This is a genomic window from Clostridium culturomicium, assembly GCF_000821305.1.
GTDB classification, from domain to species: domain Bacteria; phylum Bacillota; class Clostridia; order Clostridiales; family Clostridiaceae; genus Clostridium_J; species Clostridium_J culturomicium.
Genome location: NZ_CCXK01000017.1, coordinates 1,547,715 through 1,566,853, shown reverse-complemented (window position 1 = coordinate 1,566,853; position 19,139 = coordinate 1,547,715). Strand labels below are relative to the sequence as shown.

Genomic DNA, 19,139 nt, shown 5'->3' with positions numbered 1-19,139 from the left:
TTCATAAGAACTATATATTAAAAATTAAGGGGTTGTGTAACATGGAAAAGAAAAAATATGTATACCTTTTTAGCGAAGGTAATGGAAGCATGAGAAACCTACTAGGGGGAAAAGGTGCAAACCTGGCAGAGATGACCAATATTGGAATTCCAGTGCCACAAGGTTTCACAGTAACTACAGAAGCTTGTAATAAGTATTACGATGATGGAAAAATAATAGCAGAAGACATAATAAATGAAATACATGAGAAAATGGTTGAACTAGAAAACATATCAGGTAAAAAATTCGGAAGTTTAGAAAATCCACTATTAGTTTCAGTAAGATCAGGAGCAAGAGCTTCAATGCCTGGAATGATGGACACAATACTTAACTTAGGATTAAATGACCAAACTGTTGAAGTTATGGCTAATAAGACTGGCAATCCAAGATTTGCCTATGACTCATATAGAAGATTTATTCAAATGTTTGCAGACGTTGTTATGGAAATCGAAAAGAGAAGTTTCGAAGACATCATGGATGAAATGAAAGCAGATAGAGGTGTTACTTTAGACACTGAACTTAATGCTGATGACTTAAAAGAGCTAGTTATTAAATTCAAGGCCCATTACAAAGCTGTTAAAGGGGACGATTTTCCAAGTGACCCAACAGTACAGTTAATTGAATCAATTAAAGCTGTATTTAGATCATGGAACAACCCTAGAGCAATTGTATATAGAAGAATGAACGATATTCCAGGTAGCTGGGGTACAGCAGTAAACGTTCAAGAGATGGTATTTGGAAACAAAGGAAATACTTCTGGTACAGGAGTTGCCTTCTCAAGAAACCCATCTACTGGTGAAAAGAAAATATTTGCTGAGTACTTAATGAATGCTCAAGGTGAGGACGTTGTTGCAGGTATTAGAACGCCTCAAAACATAGAAGAGCTGGCAAAAGAAAATCCAGCTGTATACGAGCAATTTATGGATATAGTTGCTACTTTAGAAGATCACTATAAAGATATGCAAGATATGGAGTTTACTATTGAAGAGGGAAAGCTTTACTTCCTACAAACTAGAAATGGTAAGAGAACAGCTCAAGCTGCTTTAAAAATTGCCGTTGATCTAGTGGAAGAAGGAAAACTTACTAAGGAAGAAGCTATCCTTAAGGTTGAACCAAAGCAATTAGACACACTTTTACACCCTGCATTTGATACAGAAGCATTAAAGGCTGCGGCTGTTATGGCAAAAGGTCTTCCAGCATCTCCTGGAGCTGCTTGCGGTAAAATAGCATTCACTGCTGAAGAAGCTAAGGAAAGACATGAAAATGGTGAAAAGGTTGTATTAGTTAGATTAGAGACATCTCCAGAAGACATAGAAGGTATGATCGCTGCTGAAGGTATATTAACAGTAAGAGGTGGAATGACTTCTCACGCTGCTGTTGTTGCCAGAGGAATGGGAACTTGCTGTGTTGCTGGATGTGGTGAATTGAAGGTAAATGAAGGAGCTAAAACATTAGAAGTAGGGGGAGTTACTTACGGAGTTGACGACTTTATTTCTATTGATGGAAGCACTGGAAATGTATATGCAGGTCAGATTAAAACTGTTGACCCAGAAATAAGCGGATATTTCGGAACATTTATGGCTTGGGCTGATGATATCAGAAGCTTAAAGGTTAGAACTAACGCTGATAATCCAAGAGATACTGCACAAGCAGTTAGATTTGGAGCTGAAGGAATCGGTCTTTGTAGAACTGAGCATATGTTCTTTGAAGCAGATAGAATCATGGCAATAAGAGAAATGATAGTTGCTAAAAATGAAACTGACAGAAGAGCAGCTCTTGAAAAATTACTTCCAATGCAAAAGGGAGATTTCATAGGTATCTATGAGGAGTTACAAGATAAACCAGCCACAATCAGATTCTTAGATCCACCACTACATGAGTTCTTACCTCATGAAGATGATGAGATTGCAGAACTTTCAAAGGAGTTAGGAATTACCTTTGAAGCTTTAAAGAATACCGTAGAATCTCTACATGAGTTCAACCCAATGATGGGGCATAGAGGTTGTAGATTAGCTGTTTCTTATCCAGAAATTGCTGAAATGCAAACTAGAGCTGTAATAGAGGCTGCTATTGATGTTAAAAACAGATTAGGTTATGATATAGTTCCTGAAATCATGATACCACTTGTTGGTGAAGTGAAAGAGCTTAAATATGTTAAAGATGTAGTAACTAGAACAGCTGATGAAATAATAAAAGAAGCTGGAATAGAAATGAAATACATGGTAGGAACAATGATAGAGATCCCAAGAGCTGCTTTAACAGCTGATGAGATTGCTAACGAAGCTGAATTCTTCTCATTTGGAACAAATGACTTAACTCAAATGACATTTGGTTTCTCAAGAGATGATGCTGGTAACTTCTTGAAGTACTACTATGATAACAGTATTTATGAATCAGATCCATTTGCAAGAATAGATCAAGTTGGTGTTGGTAAGCTTATTAAAATGGCTGCAGAACTTGGTAAATCTACAAGACCCAATATTAAGCTTGGTATTTGTGGAGAACATGGTGGAGATCCATCTTCAGTTGAATTCTGCCATAATGTAGGATTAAACTATGTATCATGTTCGCCATATAGAGTTCCAGTTGCTAGACTTGCTGCTGCTCAAGCAGAGGTGAAAAATCCAAGAAGTAAATCTTGTGATTCCAGTGCTGAAGAAGTGGCTGCTTCAACAAATAACTAATTTGATAATATTTAAGAGTTTGTACTAAAGGTGCAAACTCTTTTGTTATGAAAAATTTTGGATCAATAATGATAAATAATTATAGTAAAGGAATAAGAAGGACATGCTAATATAAACAAAGTATGTAAAAATTGCTAAAGAAAAGGTGCTGTTACGGAAAGTATATGTTAATTGTATGACAAATGGTATTAAGAAGTTGTAGTTTTAAAATTAAATATATTCTTAATTATTAATGAATTAAAACAAAGATAAAAAATATGGAAAGGTATACATTCACTATGTCAATATGAAGAAAGATGACGAAAATTTTTAATTGAAATTATATTTAGATTGGTAAACGATTACGCAACAATTACAATATTAATCCTAATTTTCACAATTTAAAATTTTTTAAGATTCTTGTAATATGTAATTAAGGAATTGTTTTAAAATTAACATTAAGATTGAAACTGAACTTTAAACAAAGGAGAGAAAATAATGGATAACAAAGAAACTAAAGAAATTTATCACAGAGCGAAATGGTGGCAACTTGCACTATTCCCATTAAACAATCTAGCAACTAACATGTATATGATGCTTATGGGATATATCTCATATTATCTAGTAGGTTTTGCTGGAATAGCAGTTGTTGTTGCTGGTACAATAATGACAGCAATGAGAATTTGGGATGGGGTAACTGATCCGTTTATAGGATTTATAGTTGATAAGACAAATGGTAAGTTTGGGAAGAATAGACCATTCATGGTACTTGGAAATCTTATATTAGCAATAATGGCTATAGTGATTTTTAAAACTACTCACTTAGTACCACAAAAATTCAGCCTTATCTATTTTGTAATTGTTTACGCGATCTATATCATAGGATATACACTTCAATGTGTTGTAACTAAATCAGCTCAAAGTTGTTTAACAAATGATCCTAGTCAAAGACCAGTATTCTCAATATATGATGGTGCATATATGTCAGTATTCATGGCTATGGTAACTTATTTAGTATCTAATGTTTGGATGAAAAAATATGGTGGATTCACTCTTGAGTTCTTTGATTCATTCTTAATGTTCACTGTTGTAGGTTCAGCTATACTAACTGTTCTAGCTGTAATTGGTATCTGGAGCAAAGATAGAGAAGAGTTCTATGGTACTGGAGTTGCTGCAAAGGTTACCTTTAAGGATTATTGGGATGTATTAAAAAATAATAGAGCTATTCAAATGCTTGTTGTATCAGCATCTTCTGATAAATTATCAATGAATATTGCAACGAATTCTGTAATAGCAGTTATGATATATGGAATCGTTTGTGGAAACTATGAAATTAATGGACAGCTTAGTATGTTATTAGTAGTGCCTAACTTCTTAATCATGATGTTTGGTTGCGGATATATAGCGAGAAAATTAGGTCAAAGAAAAGCTATGATTTATGGTTCTTTAGGAGGAATTATATTCAACCTGGCTCTGTTTGTACTATTCATAGTTGGAGATCCAACAACTTTAAATTTAAGTAGCATGAGCTTATTTACAGTTCTATTCTTAGTATTTACTATCATTGGAAAAGGTGCAGCAGGGGTTGCTGGAAACATTGTTATACCAATGACAGCTGACTGTGCTGATTATGAGACTTATAGAAGTGGTAAATATGTACCAGGTTTAATGGGAACTCTATTCAGCTTTGTAGATAAAGTAATTTCGTCTTTATCTACATCAATAGTAGCATTTGCTATAGCTGCAATAGGATTTACAACAACTCAGCCAACACCGGAAACACCATTAACCTCAGGGATATTCTGGGTTGCTATAGTTCTAATGTTCATAGTTCCAATTATAGGGTTAGTATGTAACTTAATAGCAATGAAATACTACCCATTAACTAAGGAGAAGATGGAAGAGATTCAAGGTGAGATTGCTAAGATAAAAGCTAAAGCTAATGAAGATAGTGTAGCATAATAAATATTGAATTTAAAAGGTAGATTGTTAGCAATCTGCCTTTTTATTTTAGAAACATTACTTGTATGAATTTAGAGTGAAAGTTTTTGCTGAGAATGTAGGGAGGTAGTTGTTTAGGTAAGTGTTTAAAATTCATATTCATGAAATAAAATATTCACTAAATGTTAAAAAATGTCGATATGTAATATTCTATATGCAAAAGTTGCTAAAAATATTTTACGTGTATATTTATGGTTTTAGAAAAATGATTATTGAAATAAATTTGCTTTACCCAATGCTCCGCATGAAGGTGACGAAAGAAGTGATGAGAGGCAAAGAAATTGGTATATTTCTGAATGGTGAAGCTTATTTGAAGCTAGGGTTAAGGAAAAGTGGAGAAATTGTAAGGTAAGATGTGTTTTAAATATACAATGTATAGGGGAGGAGAGGAGTTAAGGAGTATTAAAAAATTTTAACTTATCGAAAGAGATGTAAGTAGATTTTGGATTAAAAGTAATATAAAACAAATATTTGATATTAAAGTTTAATATATTGAAAATTAGAAGTGTTATCAAATATCTTATTGAAAGGAATTGCGATGTGAATTTTAAAATAATTTAACAATATAAAGAAATAGATTTAAATATAATGTAATTCAATAAAAAAATATGGTTTTTTAAGGGGAGTTTAAACGATTACGCAACAATTACAATAATAATCTAAACATTTACAATTTAAATATTCTGAAGATTGATATAATATTTAATTGTAGGATTTATAACAATTTTTTCAAACAGGAGGTACACAAATGGAAAACAAAGAAATGAACACAAAATACCACCGTGCGAAATGGTGGCAGATGGCACTATTCCCACTTAACAACACTGCAACAAATCTTTACATGCTGATGATGGGATATGTATCTTATTATCTTACAGGATTTGCAGGAATTGGGGTAGTTGTAGTTGGAACAATAATGACAGCTATGAGAATTTGGGACGGAGTTACTGATCCAATAATAGGATTCGTATTAGATAAAACAAATGGTAAACTAGGTAAAAATAGACCTTTTATGATTCTTGGAAACATTATACTTGCAGTAATGGCAATAGTAATATTTAAAACTACTCATTTAGTGCCAGAAAAATTCAGCTTAATTTACTTTATAGCTATATATGCAATATATATCATTGGTTATACTTTACAATGTGTTGTTACTAAGTCGGCACAAAGTTGTTTAACAAATGATCCAGCACAAAGACCAATGTTCGCTTTATTTGATGGAATATACAACTCAATTATATTTGCTGTAATGGGATATGTTGTAATGAGTATTTGGTATCCTAAGTATGGTGGATTCACATTAGAGTTCTTTAATAATTTCTTAATATTCACAGTTGTAGCATCTGCTATATTAACAATTCTTGCTGTAATTGCTATTTGGAGTAAAGATAGACCGGAATACTTCGGAACAGGTGTTGCAGTTAAGGTAACATTTAAGGATTACTGGGAAGTTCTTAAGAAGAACAGAGCGATTCAAATGCTTGTTGTTTCAGCTTCTTCAGATAAATTATCAATGTCTATAGCTCAAAACTCAATTATTATTATGATGGTTTATGGGATAGTTTGTGGAGATGCAGCGTTAGGTTCTAAATTGCAATTAGTTATGATGGTACCAAATTTCATCATTCTATTCTTTGGAGTTGGATATATAGCGAGAAAATTAGGACAAAGAAAAGCGATGATCTGGGGTTCGGTTGCGGGTATAGTATTTAATTTAGCTCTATTTGCTTTATTTATAATTGGAGATCCTAAATCATTAAGCTTAACAAATATAGGAAGCTTTACAGTTCTATTTGTAATATTCACTATCCTTGGAAAGGGAGCAACGGGAGTTGCTGGTTCAATAGTTATACCAATGACTGCAGACTGTGCAGACTATGAGACTTACAGAAGTGGAAAATATGTTCCAGGATTAATGGGAACTTTATTCAGCTTCGTTGATAAAGTAATATCTTCTTTTGCAACTACTATAGTTTCATTCGCTATAGCTGCTATAGGTTTTACAACAACTCAACCAACAGATACAACACCACTTACTCCAGAAATATTCTGGCTAGGTATTTCATTAATGTTCTTAATTCCAATAATAGGACTTGTATGTAACTTAATAGCTATGAAATTCTATCCTTTAACTAAGGAAAAAATGGAAGAAATTCAAGATGCTATAGCTGAAATCAAAGCTAAAGCTGAAAATTCAAATGTAGCATAAAAAAAGAAAGGACGGATAAATATTTTTATCTGTCTTTTCTTTTGGACAAAAATGATATCTATTATAAAAATTTAATAGTGATGAAATTCTATTCATTAACTAAAAAGAAAATGTCAGAAGTTCAAGAAGAGCTTGATAAAATAAATTCTAAAAATGAAGCTATTTAGTGGGGAAAAGAATTGATTTGACTTAGTTTAAAGTAAATGTGAAAGAGCTTTGTAAAATAGGTAACACTATTGTGCAAAACTCTTTTTTTATTGTATAAATTGTGGTTTTAAGTGATTTTTTTAATATATTAAAAAGTGGATGTGTATAAAAATTTTAGATAAATTATATAAATATTATAAAATGGATGCATATAGGTGGAAAAAGTAAAAATGTTTAAAAAATATGGATAATTAGTGAAAAAATTTACAAATAAGCAATAATTACAATAACAATCTAAACATTTACAATTTAAATATTCTGAAAATTGTCCTAAGATAAAGGTAACGAAATTATTAAAAAGTTTTAAGAAATCTGGAGGTATAAAATGAGTAAGAAAGAAACAACAGTAACAACACAATATCACCGTGCCAAATGGTGGCAACTAGCTTTATTCCCTCTTAATAACACAGCTACAAACCTTTACATGATGATGATGGGATATATATCTTATTATCTTGTTGGCTTTGCTGGAATTGCAGTTGTGCTTGCAGGTACAGTAATGACTTTTATGAGAATTTGGGATGGAGTTACAGATCCAATAATAGGATTTGTTGTTGATAAGACTAATGGAAAATTTGGAAAAAATAGACCTTTTATGGTGCTTGGAAACGTTATACTGGCTATAATGGCAATAGTAATATTTAAAACTACACACTTAGTTCCAAAACAATTTAGCTTAATATACTTTATAGTAGTATATGGTATATATATCATTGGATACACTCTTCAGTGTGTTGTAACGAAATCAGCTCAGACTTGTTTAACAAATGACCCAAGTCAAAGACCATTATTCTCTTTATTTGATGGTATTTATAATACTTTAGTATTTACTGTGATGGGATATGTGGTAATGAGCGTTTGGTATCCTAAATATGGTGGTTTTACATTAGAATTCTTTGATAACTTTGTTTTATTTACAGTTATATCTTCTGCTATACTAACTGCTTTAGCAGTACTTGCTATCTGGAAGAAGGATAGACAAGAGTATTTTGGAACAGGTGTTGCTGTTAAGGTAACCTTCAGAGATTACTGGGATGTACTTAAACATAATAGAGCAATTCAAATGCTTGTTGTTTCAGCATCTTCAGATAAATTAGCCAGTTCAATTGGTCAAAATGCAGTTATAGGAATAATGGTTTATGGTATAGTTTGTGGAGATGTAACAATAGGATCTAAGTTAGGTGTGGTAATGATGATTCCTAACTTCATAATACTATTCTTCGGCGTTGGATATATTGCAAGAAAACTTGGTCAAAGAAAAGCGATGATTTATGGTTCTTTAGGTGGGATTATCTTCAATCTTGCATTATTTGCACTTTTCATTGTTGGAGATCCAACAACGTTAAGCTTAACAAATGTTAGTGTGTTCACTGTTTTATTCGTGGTATTCACAATCCTTGCAAGAGGTGCTACTGGAGTAGCTGGAAACATAGTAATTCCAATGACAGCGGACTGTGCTGATTACGAAACTTACAGAAGTGGTAAATATGTACCAGGACTAATGGGAACACTGTTCAGTTTTGTAGATAAGGTTATATCATCTTTAGCAAGTACAATTGTTGCAGTATCTATTGCAGCAATAGGATTTACTACAACTCAGCCTACAGCAGAGACCCCATACACATCAGCTATATTCCTATTAGGAATATCTTTAATGTTCTTAGTACCAATCATTGGTTTAGGTCTTAACTTAATTGCAATGAAATTCTATCCATTAACTAAGGAAAAAATGGAAGAAATTCAAGAAGAAATCGCTAAAATTAAAGCTAAAAATCATACAGCAGCTTAGAATGAAATATGTAAAGGTGGATTCGAAAGGATTCACCTTTTGTTATTATTTTATACATTTTAGGTTTACTGCTGAAAAAATCATAACTTACAAAAATATTATTAAAACAAACAACAAAAAAGGGGAAGCTGTTTAGTAATAGATGAATGAGTTGGTTGAATCTATTTTATATAGTATTTTGGTAAAAAGAGTGCTAAAAGAAGTTCTACATTATTATAAGCAGGGCTTCTTGTATATTTTGATGCTGAAAGGAGCGAGAAAATGAAGCAGATACACGTTTGCATTTAGTGTGGAAACGTTATCTGATGATTTGGCTATATTGTAAATTGTAGGGTTTAAAAATCAAACTTATGCATAATAAAATGGAAGGCAAAATATATTTAAAATTTTCTAATAAATCCTAGAAGTGAGTGTTTTGAAGGGTTACAAGTATATGTAAATAAAAAGTCAGAAAAAAAGATGAAAAATAAATTTTATATAAAAACCGAAAAATTACAACAATATATACATAGTTAGACACAAGATTCACAATTTATTTTATAGGTGATAAGGTATACAATTTATTTAACGAATAAATTAAATCTATGGAGGGTATGGGCAATGAAAGAATATATGGGCCACGACTACTTAATCAACAATAAGACAGGTCTTGAGCTATATGAGAAATATGCTAAAGATATGCCGATATTTGATTATCATAACCACTTAATACCAAAAGAAATTTATGAAAATAAAGGATATGAAAACATTACTCAAGTATGGTTATATGCAGACCACTATAAGTGGAGAACAATGCGTGCTTGCGGAGTGGATGAAAAATATATTACTGGAGATGCTAGTGATAAGGAGAAATTTCTTAAGTTTGCAGAGGTTGTTCCTAATATAATTGGAAGTCCAGTATATCACTGGGTGGCGATGGAACTTAAAGAGTACTTTGGTATAACAAAGCCACTTAACCCATCAACAGCAGAAGAAATATGGACAATCTGTAATGAAAAATTACAAGGTGAAGATTTTAGACCGGTTGGACTTTTAGATAAGATGAAGGTTAAAGCTATATGTACTACTGATGATCCATTTGATTCATTAGAGTATCACAAGAAAATTAAGGCTGAGAAAAATCTTCCATTTAAAGTTTTACCATCTTTCCGTCCAGATAAGGTATTACACATAGAACAAGCTCCTTTTATTGAGAGTATAGGATTATTAGCTAACTCAACTGGAGTTGAAATAAAAACTTTTGAGGATTTAAAAATAGCTTTAGAAAAAGCTATAGAGAACTTCGTAAGTGCTGGATGTTTAGTATCTGACCATGGCTTTATATTATTTAGCTACAGCCGTACAGGGGATGGTGCAGCGGCATTTGCAAAAGCTTTAGCAGGTGAAACTTTAACTTCTGAAGAAGTAACAGCATATAAGAGTGAAGTGTTAAGATACTTAGGTTCTTTATATAAGAAGAATAACATTAAGATGCAGTTACATTTAGGAGCACAAAGAAATAACAATACTAAGTTATTTAATAAAATTGGAGCTGATAAGGGGATAGATAGTGTAGGCGCTATTACAAGCCCAGGTGAAATAGGAGCTTATCTTGATGATTTAGAATTAGCTGGTAATCTTCCAAACACAGTTCTTTACAACTTAAATCCAGGAGACAACATGGTTCTTTCATCAATGGCAGGAAACTTCTGGAATGGTGAAATACCAGGAAAAGTTCAATTAGGAAGTGCTTGGTGGTTCCTAGATAACGTAAGAGGTATCAGAAACCAAATCATAGAGATAATGGAAGCAGGAGCAATAAGCGCATCAGTTGGTATGCTTACTGACTCAAGAAGCTTCACAAGCTTTGCAAGACATGATTACTACAGAAGAATCCTTTGTGATACAATTGGAGCTTTAGTAGAAAATGGTGAATATCCATGTGACATAGAACACCTAGGTAACATGGTTCAAAATATAAGTTATAATAATGCCGTAAGATATTTCGGTTTAAAATAGGAGGAAGAACAAATGAAATTATCATTCAGATGGTATGGCGATAGCGATCCAGTTTCATTACAGTACATTTCACAAATACCTGCAATGAGAAGCATAGTAGGTGCAGTTTATGATGTTAAACCAGGTGAGGTTTGGCCAGAAGAAAGCATTAAACATATAAAAGATGAGTGTGAAAAAGCAGGTTTAATTTTCGACGTAGTTGAAAGTATACCAGTTCACGAAGATATAAAATTAGGGGAACCTACTAGAGATAAATATATAGAAGTTTACAAAGAAAACATCAGAAGAGTTGCTAAGTACGGAGTTAAAGTTGTATGTTACAACTTCATGCCTGTATTTGACTGGACTAGAACTCAATTAGACAAAATGGCTAAAGATGGTTCTACAAGCCTTGTTATGTACATGGATCAATTAAAAGGTATTGACCCATTAAATGATGACGTTTCTCTTCCAGGCTGGGATGCTAGCTACACAAGAGAAGAAGTTAAAGAATTATTCAAGAAATATGCTGTAGTTGGAGAAGAAGGATTATGGAAAAATCTTGAGTACTTCTTAAAAGAAGTTATTCCGGTTGCTGAGGAATGTGGTGTTAAGATGGCTATCCACCCAGACGATCCTCCATACCCAATATTTGGACTTCCAAGAATCATAACTTGTGAAGAAAACGTAGATAGATTCTTAAGTTTATATGATAGTGAGTACAATGGATTAACATTCTGTACAGGTTCTTACGGATGTGCTAACTTCAATGACATTCCAAGAATGGTTAGAAAGTATAGTGCTATGAACAGAATTCCATTCATGCACATCAGAAACGTTAAGAACTTTGAAGATGGTTCATTTGAAGAATCAGCTCACTTATCTTCTTGTGGAAGCTTAGATATGTATGAAATAGTTAAGGCACTTGTTGAAACAGGATTCGACGGATACATGAGACCAGACCATGGAAGAATGATCTGGGGAGAAACTGGTAAGCCAGGATATGGATTATATGACAGAGCATTAGGTGCTGCATATTTAACAGGGATATTTGAAGCGTTAGAGAAAAATAAGTAGTTTTAAACTTAGGAGGGTATTATTATGAAATTACCAATAAATGTTGATTTAAAAGGAAAAGTTGCTGTTGTTACTGGAGCAGGCGGAGTTCTTTGCAGCCAGTTTGCTGAAGTTCTAGCTTTAAGCGGAGCTAAAGTAGCTTTACTTGATATAAATGAAGAAGCGGCTACAAAAAATGCTGAAGCTATCAATGCTTTAGGTGGAGTAGCAAAAGCTTACAAATGTAATGTTTTAGATAAGGTAAGCTGTATGGAAGTTGCTGAAGCAGTTAAAGCTGATTTCGGACCATGCGATATCTTAATTAATGGAGCTGGTGGAAACAATCCGAAAGCTACAACTGATAAAGAATACTTTGAAGTTGGTGATTTAGAAGCAGATACTAAGAGTTTCTTTGATTTAGATGCTTCTGGTGTTGAGTTCGTATTCAACCTAAACTTCTTAGGAACACTTATACCAACTCAAGCGTTCGCAGCTCAAATGGTTGGAAGAGAAGGATGTAACATAATAAACATATCTTCAATGAATGCATACTGCCCATTAACTAAGATTCCTGCTTACTCAGGAGCAAAAGCTGCTATATCTAACTTTACTCAATGGTTAGCAGTTCACTTCTCTAAAGTAGGTATTAGATGTAATGCTATAGCACCAGGATTCTTTGCTACAGCTCAAAATGAAAAATTACTTTTCAATGCTGATGGAACTCCAACAGCTAGAACTGGTAAAATCATAGCTGCAACTCCAATGGGACGTTTCGGTAAATCAGAAGAGTTAAATGGAACATTATTATTCCTTCTAAATGAAGAAGCAGCAAGTTTCATCACTGGAGTAGTTATTCCAATAGATGGTGGATTCTCGGCTTATAGCGGTGTTTAATCCGAAGTAGAATTAAAAAAATATATTCTTAAGCAGGTTCGTTTGAGCCTGCTTTTTTATATTTTGAAAAGAATTTTTAAAAATCTACTCAAAAATGCATTGTAAAAACATTGTAAAAGTAAAGGAGTATTTATTGATAAATACTATAAAAATACATAAAAATGATATATATTAAAAATAATAATATGGCTTATTAACTAGGTTTATCAATATTCATGTTATAAAAATAACATTGCGAATGATATAAAGTTAACAGCAATATATACAATAATCAAAGCAGAAAAAACAATGTATTTTGAATATAAATAAGTGTAAAATTTAATTAATGGTAAGTCCAATAAGTGAGAGTCTAAATCTTTGATTTAGTTTCTAAAAGTAAAGAAATTATTAGCTTAAAAAGTTGATAATTTCTTTATTCTTAGTAAATGTAAAAATGGAGGAATCCAATGCAGGGCTTAACTTAAAATGAAGATTTAAAATGAATAAGATGAATAATGCTGTAAGGTTGGATATAAAATATTTAAAATGAAAGAAAATGAAGAAAAGAGGAGGAAGGAAAATGAAATTGCCTTTAAATGTTGATTTAAGTGGGAAGGTAGCTGTAATAACTGGAGCTGGTGGGGTTCTTTGTGGGCAGCTTGCAGAGGTTGTAGCTAAGTGTGGTGCTAAGGTGGCTTTATTAAACAGAAGTGTGGACAAGGCACAATATTATGCTGATAGAATAAATGAAAGAGGCGGAGAGGCTAAGGTATATAAATGCAATGTATTAGATAAGGCTAATTGTGTTGAAGTTGCGGAGGCTGTTAAAAACGATTTAGGGGCTTGTGACATATTAATAAATGGAGCTGGTGGTAATCATCCTTCTGCAACAACAGATAAGGAATATTTTAATTTGGGAGACTTAGAAGGGGATACTAAAACTTTCTTTGATCTTGATGGAAATGGAGTAGAGCAGGTATTTAATTTAAACTTTATTGGCACCTTAATACCAACTCAGGTGTTTGCAGCTCAGATGCTTGGTAAGGAAGGGTGTTCAATTATAAATATTTCTTCTATGAATGCATATAAGCCTTTAACTAAAATTCCGGCTTATTCGGGAGCTAAGGCAGCTACATCGAATTTTACTCAGTGGTTAGCAGTACATTTCTCTAAGGTTGGAATTAGATGTAACGCTATTGCACCAGGATTCTTTGTATCAGCTCAAAATGAGAGACTTTTATTTAATGAAGATGGAACCCCTACTGAAAGAACTAATAAGATTTTAAGTGCCACTCCAATGGGGAGATTCGGTAAAAGTGAAGAGTTAAGTGGAACTTTATTATATTTACTAAGTGAAGAAGCATCGAGTTTTGTTACAGGAGTTGTAATACCTATAGATGGTGGATTTTTAGCTTATAGTGGTGTTTAAAGTAAATGTAATGGATTGAAATAAATAAGTGAATTCTATTTAAAAATTTCTATGATAAGATGGCGTGTAAGTGATTAATATAATATATTTAAGAGGTATGATTTCGGTATTCTATCGAAGTCATACCTTTTAATTTTATTTTATGAACAAAACATAAATGTTCACGAAAAATCTATATTTTATATTAATTTCTTAAAAGAGTTAAAAATTAACTCATTGTAATATGAAGGATAACCTATAGCGAATAAATTAAATAAATTAAGGTTATAATGGATAAAACTGAAAAAAAAATTAAAATATTTTAAGAAATAATGTAAATTATTAAAATATTTACAACAAATTCTGCAATGATTTACCCTATATTTACAATATGAAAACGTTAAAAAAAGGAGTATTATGAATTTACAGAATATTTACTTGATACTTGTATCAATCATAAGATGGAGGATTAAAAAATGAAAAACAACGCAACAAACAGTAAATATCACCGTGCTAAGTGGTGGCAACTAGCCTTATTCCCGCTTAACAACACAGCAACAAACCTTTACATGACACTTATGGGATATATCTCATACTATCTTGTTGGTTTTGCTGGTATAGGAGTTGTAGTAGCTGGAACAATTATGACTGCAATGAGAATTTGGGATGGTGTTACTGACCCAATCATAGGATTTATACTTGATAAAACAAATGGTAGGTTTGGAAAGAATAGACCATTTATGGTTTTAGGTAATATAACTCTTGCTGTAATGGCTATAATAATATTTAAGACTACTCATTTAGTTCCTAAGAAGTTTAGTCTAATATACTTTATATTTGTTTATGCAATTTACATAGTTGGATACACATTACAATGTGTTGTTACTAAATCAGCACAAAGCTGCTTAACAAATGATCCAAGTCAAAGACCTATATTTGCACTATTTGATGGTGTATACAATACTGTATTATTCACAGTTATTGGTTATGTGGTTATGAACGTTTGGTACAAGCAATATAATGGGTTTACTTTAGAATTATTTGACACTTTCCTTAAGTTTACAGTTGTACTTTCTGCATTGTTCACTATTTTAGCAGTTATTGCAATCTGGAGTAAAGATAGAACTGAATACTTTGGTACAGGTGAGCCTGTAAAAGTTACATTTAAAGATTACTGGGAAGTGCTTAAACATAATAGAGCTATTCAAATGCTAGTAGTTTCAGCTTCTTCAGATAAATTAGCAGGAACAATAGCACAAAACTCTATAGTTACAGTTATGTTATATGGAGTAGTTTGTGGAGATGTAGGTATTGGTGGACAATTAGGAATGGTAATGATGATTCCAAATATGTTAATAATGTTCTTTGGAGTTGGATATATTGCTAGAAAACTTGGACAAAGAAAAGCTATGATTTATGGTTCATTAGGTGGAATAATATTTAACGTTGCCTTAGTTTTACTATTTATTTTAGGTGATCCAACAACTCTAAGTTTAACTAATATTAGCTTATTTACAGTTTTATTCTTAACATTCACAATACTCGGAAAAGGAGCTGCAGGAGTGGCAGGATCAATCGTTATACCAATGACTGCTGACTGTGCGGATTATGAAACTTATAGAAGTGGAAAATACGTTCCAGGTTTAATGGGTACTTTATTCAGTTTTGTTGATAAGATAATCTCATCTTTTGGAACAACAATAGTATCACTTTCTATTGCTGCAATTGGATTTACAACAACTCAGCCAACTGCTGATACACCATATACTACAGCAATATTAGGAATATCATTAGCTTTAATGTTTGGACTTACAATTTTCGGGCTTGTATGTAATGTAATAGCAATGAAATTCTATCCATTAACAAAGGAAAAAATGGAAGAAATTCAAGAAGCTATAGCTGAAATTAAAAGCAAGAACATCGCATAGCAAGTTAAATAAATATTTTATAAGATGATAAGCCGGGGAACTAATTTCTCCGGCTTTTAGTATTTTAGATTACAAGTAGGAAGTGCACCTTTATTCATATCATTTAGACTAAGTATAGAGTGCCTAATAACCTTGTTATGCAGTTACCCCTCCTATCGGCAGAATAGGTATCTCTAGGCTGTTAAAGCGTCTGTATGCTCATTATATTTTAAAGTGATATCTTTGTCTTGCAGCTAAATCACTTGCTTTTAAAAGTGCATATGCTGTAATAACATGAGTATGGAAATCAATCTGTATGCTTTCATAATATACCTTTTTAATATGATATAGATATCAGTTCTTATAATCTATATAGACGACAATACTCCACCGGCTGATACAGTTTAATATGGTATAGATGCTAGTTATTATATTGTATAATATATTCCGTAGTAAGGATATGAATTTAATAGTTATAGAATACTAGAGTTAAGATGGCAAAGGAGGACTACTTTATGAGTGGAAAAATAATATTAAATTTAGCTATAAGCTTAGATGGATATATAGCAGATGAAGATGGAGGGTTTGATTGGATAGTAGGAGATGGTAATGCTACATTGAACACAGAAAACAAATGGGACTTTGCAGAGTTTTTAGAAGAGATTGATGTTGTGCTTATGGGCAAGAAGTGCTATGATCAAAATTTTCATAAGGATTATCAAAGAAAAGAAGTTTATATAGCAACTTCAGAGGAAAAAGATAATTATGAGAACTATCATTTTATAAGAGGAAATATATGCAGAACTATAAGTGAATTGAAAAAAGAAGGTAAAAATATATTTTTATTTGGTGGTGGTAGTGTTATAGATCCTTTTGTTAAAGCTGACATTATAGATGAATATATTATAGGGATAATACCAACTATTCTAGGAAAGGGAAGAAAGTTATTCTTAGGAAATAATCCCAAAATAGATTTAAAACTTCAAGCTTATTATGTGGAAGAAGGGATTACAGTGATGAAATACTCCAAAAGAGATAAATAAAAGAAGAAAAAATAAAAAGGTTGTTCGCATTGAACAACCTTTCTTTATATTGATTATAGGTTAAACATATCCTTGAATCCAAGAGAGTATAAGTGATCTCTGCTCATTTCTAAGCTTTCGAATGGATCTCTTCCATAAGTATCATCTTGCTCGATTAGGAAGTATTCACTTCCAGCTTCTAAACCAGCTTCAACTATTTCTTTCATTGGTAATGAACCTTGTCCAAGTTCAGCAAACTCAGTGATTTTACCGAAGTTTTCCATAACTTTCATGAAGTCTTCTGGTCCTTTAACTTCTGGCATTACAAACTTACCAGTTCTGTAGTCTTTAAGGTGAAGAAGTTTAACTCTGTCAGTGTATTTCTTAACGAAAGTGATTGGGTTTTCTCCTCCTCTTTGAATCCAGTGAACGTCAAGCTCAAATCCGATGTGAGAAGTGTTGTTTTTGATTATGTCAAGTAAGTATTCTCCATCATATTTTCTGAATTCACAGTGGTGGTTGTGGTAGTATAGCTCAATGTCATGCTCTGCAAGTCTTCCAGCTAACTCTTCCATTTTACCAACGAAAGTCATAGCGCCTTCTTTGCTAGACATGTAGTGGAATGGAAGCATTCCAACTCTTAAGAAGTTACAGTTAAGTTCTTTACAGTCAGCAACGATTTTATCGAAGTCAGTTTGTAAAGACTCTCCTGGCATTCCTGGCATTGGCTCAACAGCAGCAGAAAGAGCAGCTATTTTAATACCGAAATCAGCACATCCTCTTTTCATTTCAGCAACGTTTTCTGGAGTCATTGGTATTTGGCTAACCTCTACACAGTGGAAACCCATTTCAGATAATTTTCTGAATACCTCATATACTCCCATTTCGTCAACTTTTTTCTTAAGCATCATCATTTGAACGCCTACTAAACCTTTTTTCATGGTAGTCATCTCCTTATAATTCAATCTCTTTATTTGTTTTGCTACTTTGTACAATAGAGTCAATAAGTCTTATTGACATAACTGCATCAGCAGGGTGGATGTAAGTTGTACTTCTGCCTTCTAAAACTTCATAAAATTCAGCTATAAGTTTAGAGTGAGAAGCACCATAATAGAACTTAGTTCCAGGCAGACGGGCATCTTCAATGATTTGAACAAGTCCATCTTCTTCTATACGATATAAAATACTATTTCTAATTAAAAACTCTTTATTTTCACACTTAACATGAAGCTCTACACTGTGGTTTTCGTAGTTTGCAACAGTAGCAAAGAACATACCTACTGCACCGTTCTCAAAGTATAGACGTGCACTAGCTGTATCTTCAACTTCAATGCCGTAATCTAAGATTTGAGAAACTGATCCCTTAATAGATTTAACCTTGTCTCCAGTTAGGTACTGCATTAAATCAAGAGTATGAACACTTTGGTTTATCATGCAGCCTCCACCAGCAGTAGAGAGTTTACCTCTCCATGGTTTTATATCATAGTAAGATTTTGGGCGGTACCAGAATACATGGCCCTTAATTCCTACTACATTTCCATATTTTTTACTATCAATGATTTCCTTTAGGGTCTCAACGGTTTCATTTCTTCTGTTTTGTAGAGAAATGCATATTTTAACATTGTATTCTTCTTCTAACTTTGCAAAGGCGAAAGCCTCCTCTGTATTTAAAGCTAGAGGCTTTTCGCAAAATATATCTACACCAAGTGATGCAAGCTCCTTTGCAACAGGATAATGAAGATAATGTGGTAGGCAAATATGCACACAGTCTGGTTTTTCTGCCTTAACCATTTCAACATAATCTGTATAGAATGGGATCTCTTCAGGCACCCAACTTCTGTTTTCTTTAACCACATCGCATACTGCAACTAGCTCGATTTCAGGATGAGCAAGTAATGCAGGGATGTGAACCATAGAAATATCACCAAGACCAATAACTGCCGCTCTTTTCATAACCTGTCTCCTTAACCCTTAATAAGAGTTGT

General features: G+C 32.7%; 13 protein-coding genes. 11 read left to right on the top strand and 2 right to left on the bottom strand.

Annotated elements, in window-relative coordinates:
* Nucleotides 1-41: 41 nt before the first annotated feature.
* The 11 genes from ppdK (at nt 42) to BN1075_RS19690 (ending at nt 17,175) form a co-directional block, all read left to right on the top strand.
* Nucleotides 42-2,723 (top strand): pyruvate, phosphate dikinase, encoded by a 2,682-nt coding sequence (gene ppdK, locus BN1075_RS19740; RefSeq protein ID WP_042387482.1) that lies wholly within the window; start codon nt 42-44, stop codon nt 2,721-2,723.
* A 477-nt stretch (nt 2,724-3,200) separates the two neighbouring features.
* On the top strand, nt 3,201-4,664 hold the full coding sequence (locus BN1075_RS19735) for an MFS transporter (RefSeq protein WP_040195019.1): 1,464 nt from the start codon (nt 3,201-3,203) through the stop codon (nt 4,662-4,664).
* Between the two features lie 787 nt (nt 4,665-5,451).
* Nucleotides 5,452-6,915, top strand: a complete 1,464-nt coding sequence (locus BN1075_RS19725; RefSeq protein WP_040195017.1) for an MFS transporter — start codon at nt 5,452-5,454, stop codon at nt 6,913-6,915.
* A 41-nt stretch (nt 6,916-6,956) separates the two neighbouring features.
* Nucleotides 6,957-7,082, top strand: a complete 126-nt coding sequence (locus tag BN1075_RS22405; RefSeq protein ID WP_268871554.1) for a hypothetical protein — start codon at nt 6,957-6,959, stop codon at nt 7,080-7,082.
* A gap of 365 nt (nt 7,083-7,447) precedes the next feature.
* Nucleotides 7,448-8,911, top strand: coding sequence for an MFS transporter (locus tag BN1075_RS19720; RefSeq protein ID WP_040195016.1), 1,464 nt, complete (start codon nt 7,448-7,450; stop codon nt 8,909-8,911).
* A 600-nt stretch (nt 8,912-9,511) separates the two neighbouring features.
* Nucleotides 9,512-10,909, top strand: coding sequence for a glucuronate isomerase (gene uxaC / locus BN1075_RS19715; RefSeq protein ID WP_040195015.1), 1,398 nt, complete (start codon nt 9,512-9,514; stop codon nt 10,907-10,909).
* Nucleotides 10,910-10,921: 12 nt separating this feature from the next.
* Complete coding sequence (gene uxuA, locus BN1075_RS19710; RefSeq protein WP_040195014.1) at nt 10,922-11,965, top strand: mannonate dehydratase; 1,044 nt, start codon at nt 10,922-10,924, stop codon at nt 11,963-11,965.
* A 24-nt stretch (nt 11,966-11,989) separates the two neighbouring features.
* Nucleotides 11,990-12,838, top strand: coding sequence for an SDR family oxidoreductase (locus tag BN1075_RS19705; protein ID WP_040195013.1), 849 nt, complete (start codon nt 11,990-11,992; stop codon nt 12,836-12,838).
* A gap of 559 nt (nt 12,839-13,397) precedes the next feature.
* The gene (locus BN1075_RS19700) at nt 13,398-14,246 is read left to right on the top strand and encodes an SDR family oxidoreductase (RefSeq protein WP_040195012.1); all 849 of its coding nucleotides are present in this window, start codon (nt 13,398-13,400) and stop codon (nt 14,244-14,246) included.
* Nucleotides 14,247-14,701: 455 nt separating this feature from the next.
* The gene (locus BN1075_RS19695; protein ID WP_040195011.1) at nt 14,702-16,153 is read left to right on the top strand and encodes an MFS transporter; all 1,452 of its coding nucleotides are present in this window, start codon (nt 14,702-14,704) and stop codon (nt 16,151-16,153) included.
* Between the two features lie 494 nt (nt 16,154-16,647).
* The gene (locus tag BN1075_RS19690) at nt 16,648-17,175 is read left to right on the top strand and encodes a dihydrofolate reductase family protein (RefSeq protein WP_040195010.1); all 528 of its coding nucleotides are present in this window, start codon (nt 16,648-16,650) and stop codon (nt 17,173-17,175) included.
* 53 nt (nt 17,176-17,228) lie between these two features.
* Here the strand turns inward: BN1075_RS19690 and BN1075_RS19685 are convergent, their stop codons facing one another.
* Both BN1075_RS19685 and BN1075_RS19680 read right to left on the bottom strand, forming a co-directional pair.
* Nucleotides 17,229-18,095 (bottom strand): sugar phosphate isomerase/epimerase family protein, encoded by an 867-nt coding sequence (locus BN1075_RS19685; protein WP_040195009.1) that lies wholly within the window; start codon nt 18,093-18,095, stop codon nt 17,229-17,231.
* 13 nt (nt 18,096-18,108) lie between these two features.
* Nucleotides 18,109-19,107 carry a Gfo/Idh/MocA family protein gene (locus tag BN1075_RS19680; protein WP_040195007.1) on the bottom strand — a complete coding sequence of 333 codons (999 nt, stop codon included), beginning with the start codon at nt 19,105-19,107 and terminating at the stop codon, nt 18,109-18,111.
* Between the last annotated feature and the right edge of the window lie 32 nt (nt 19,108-19,139).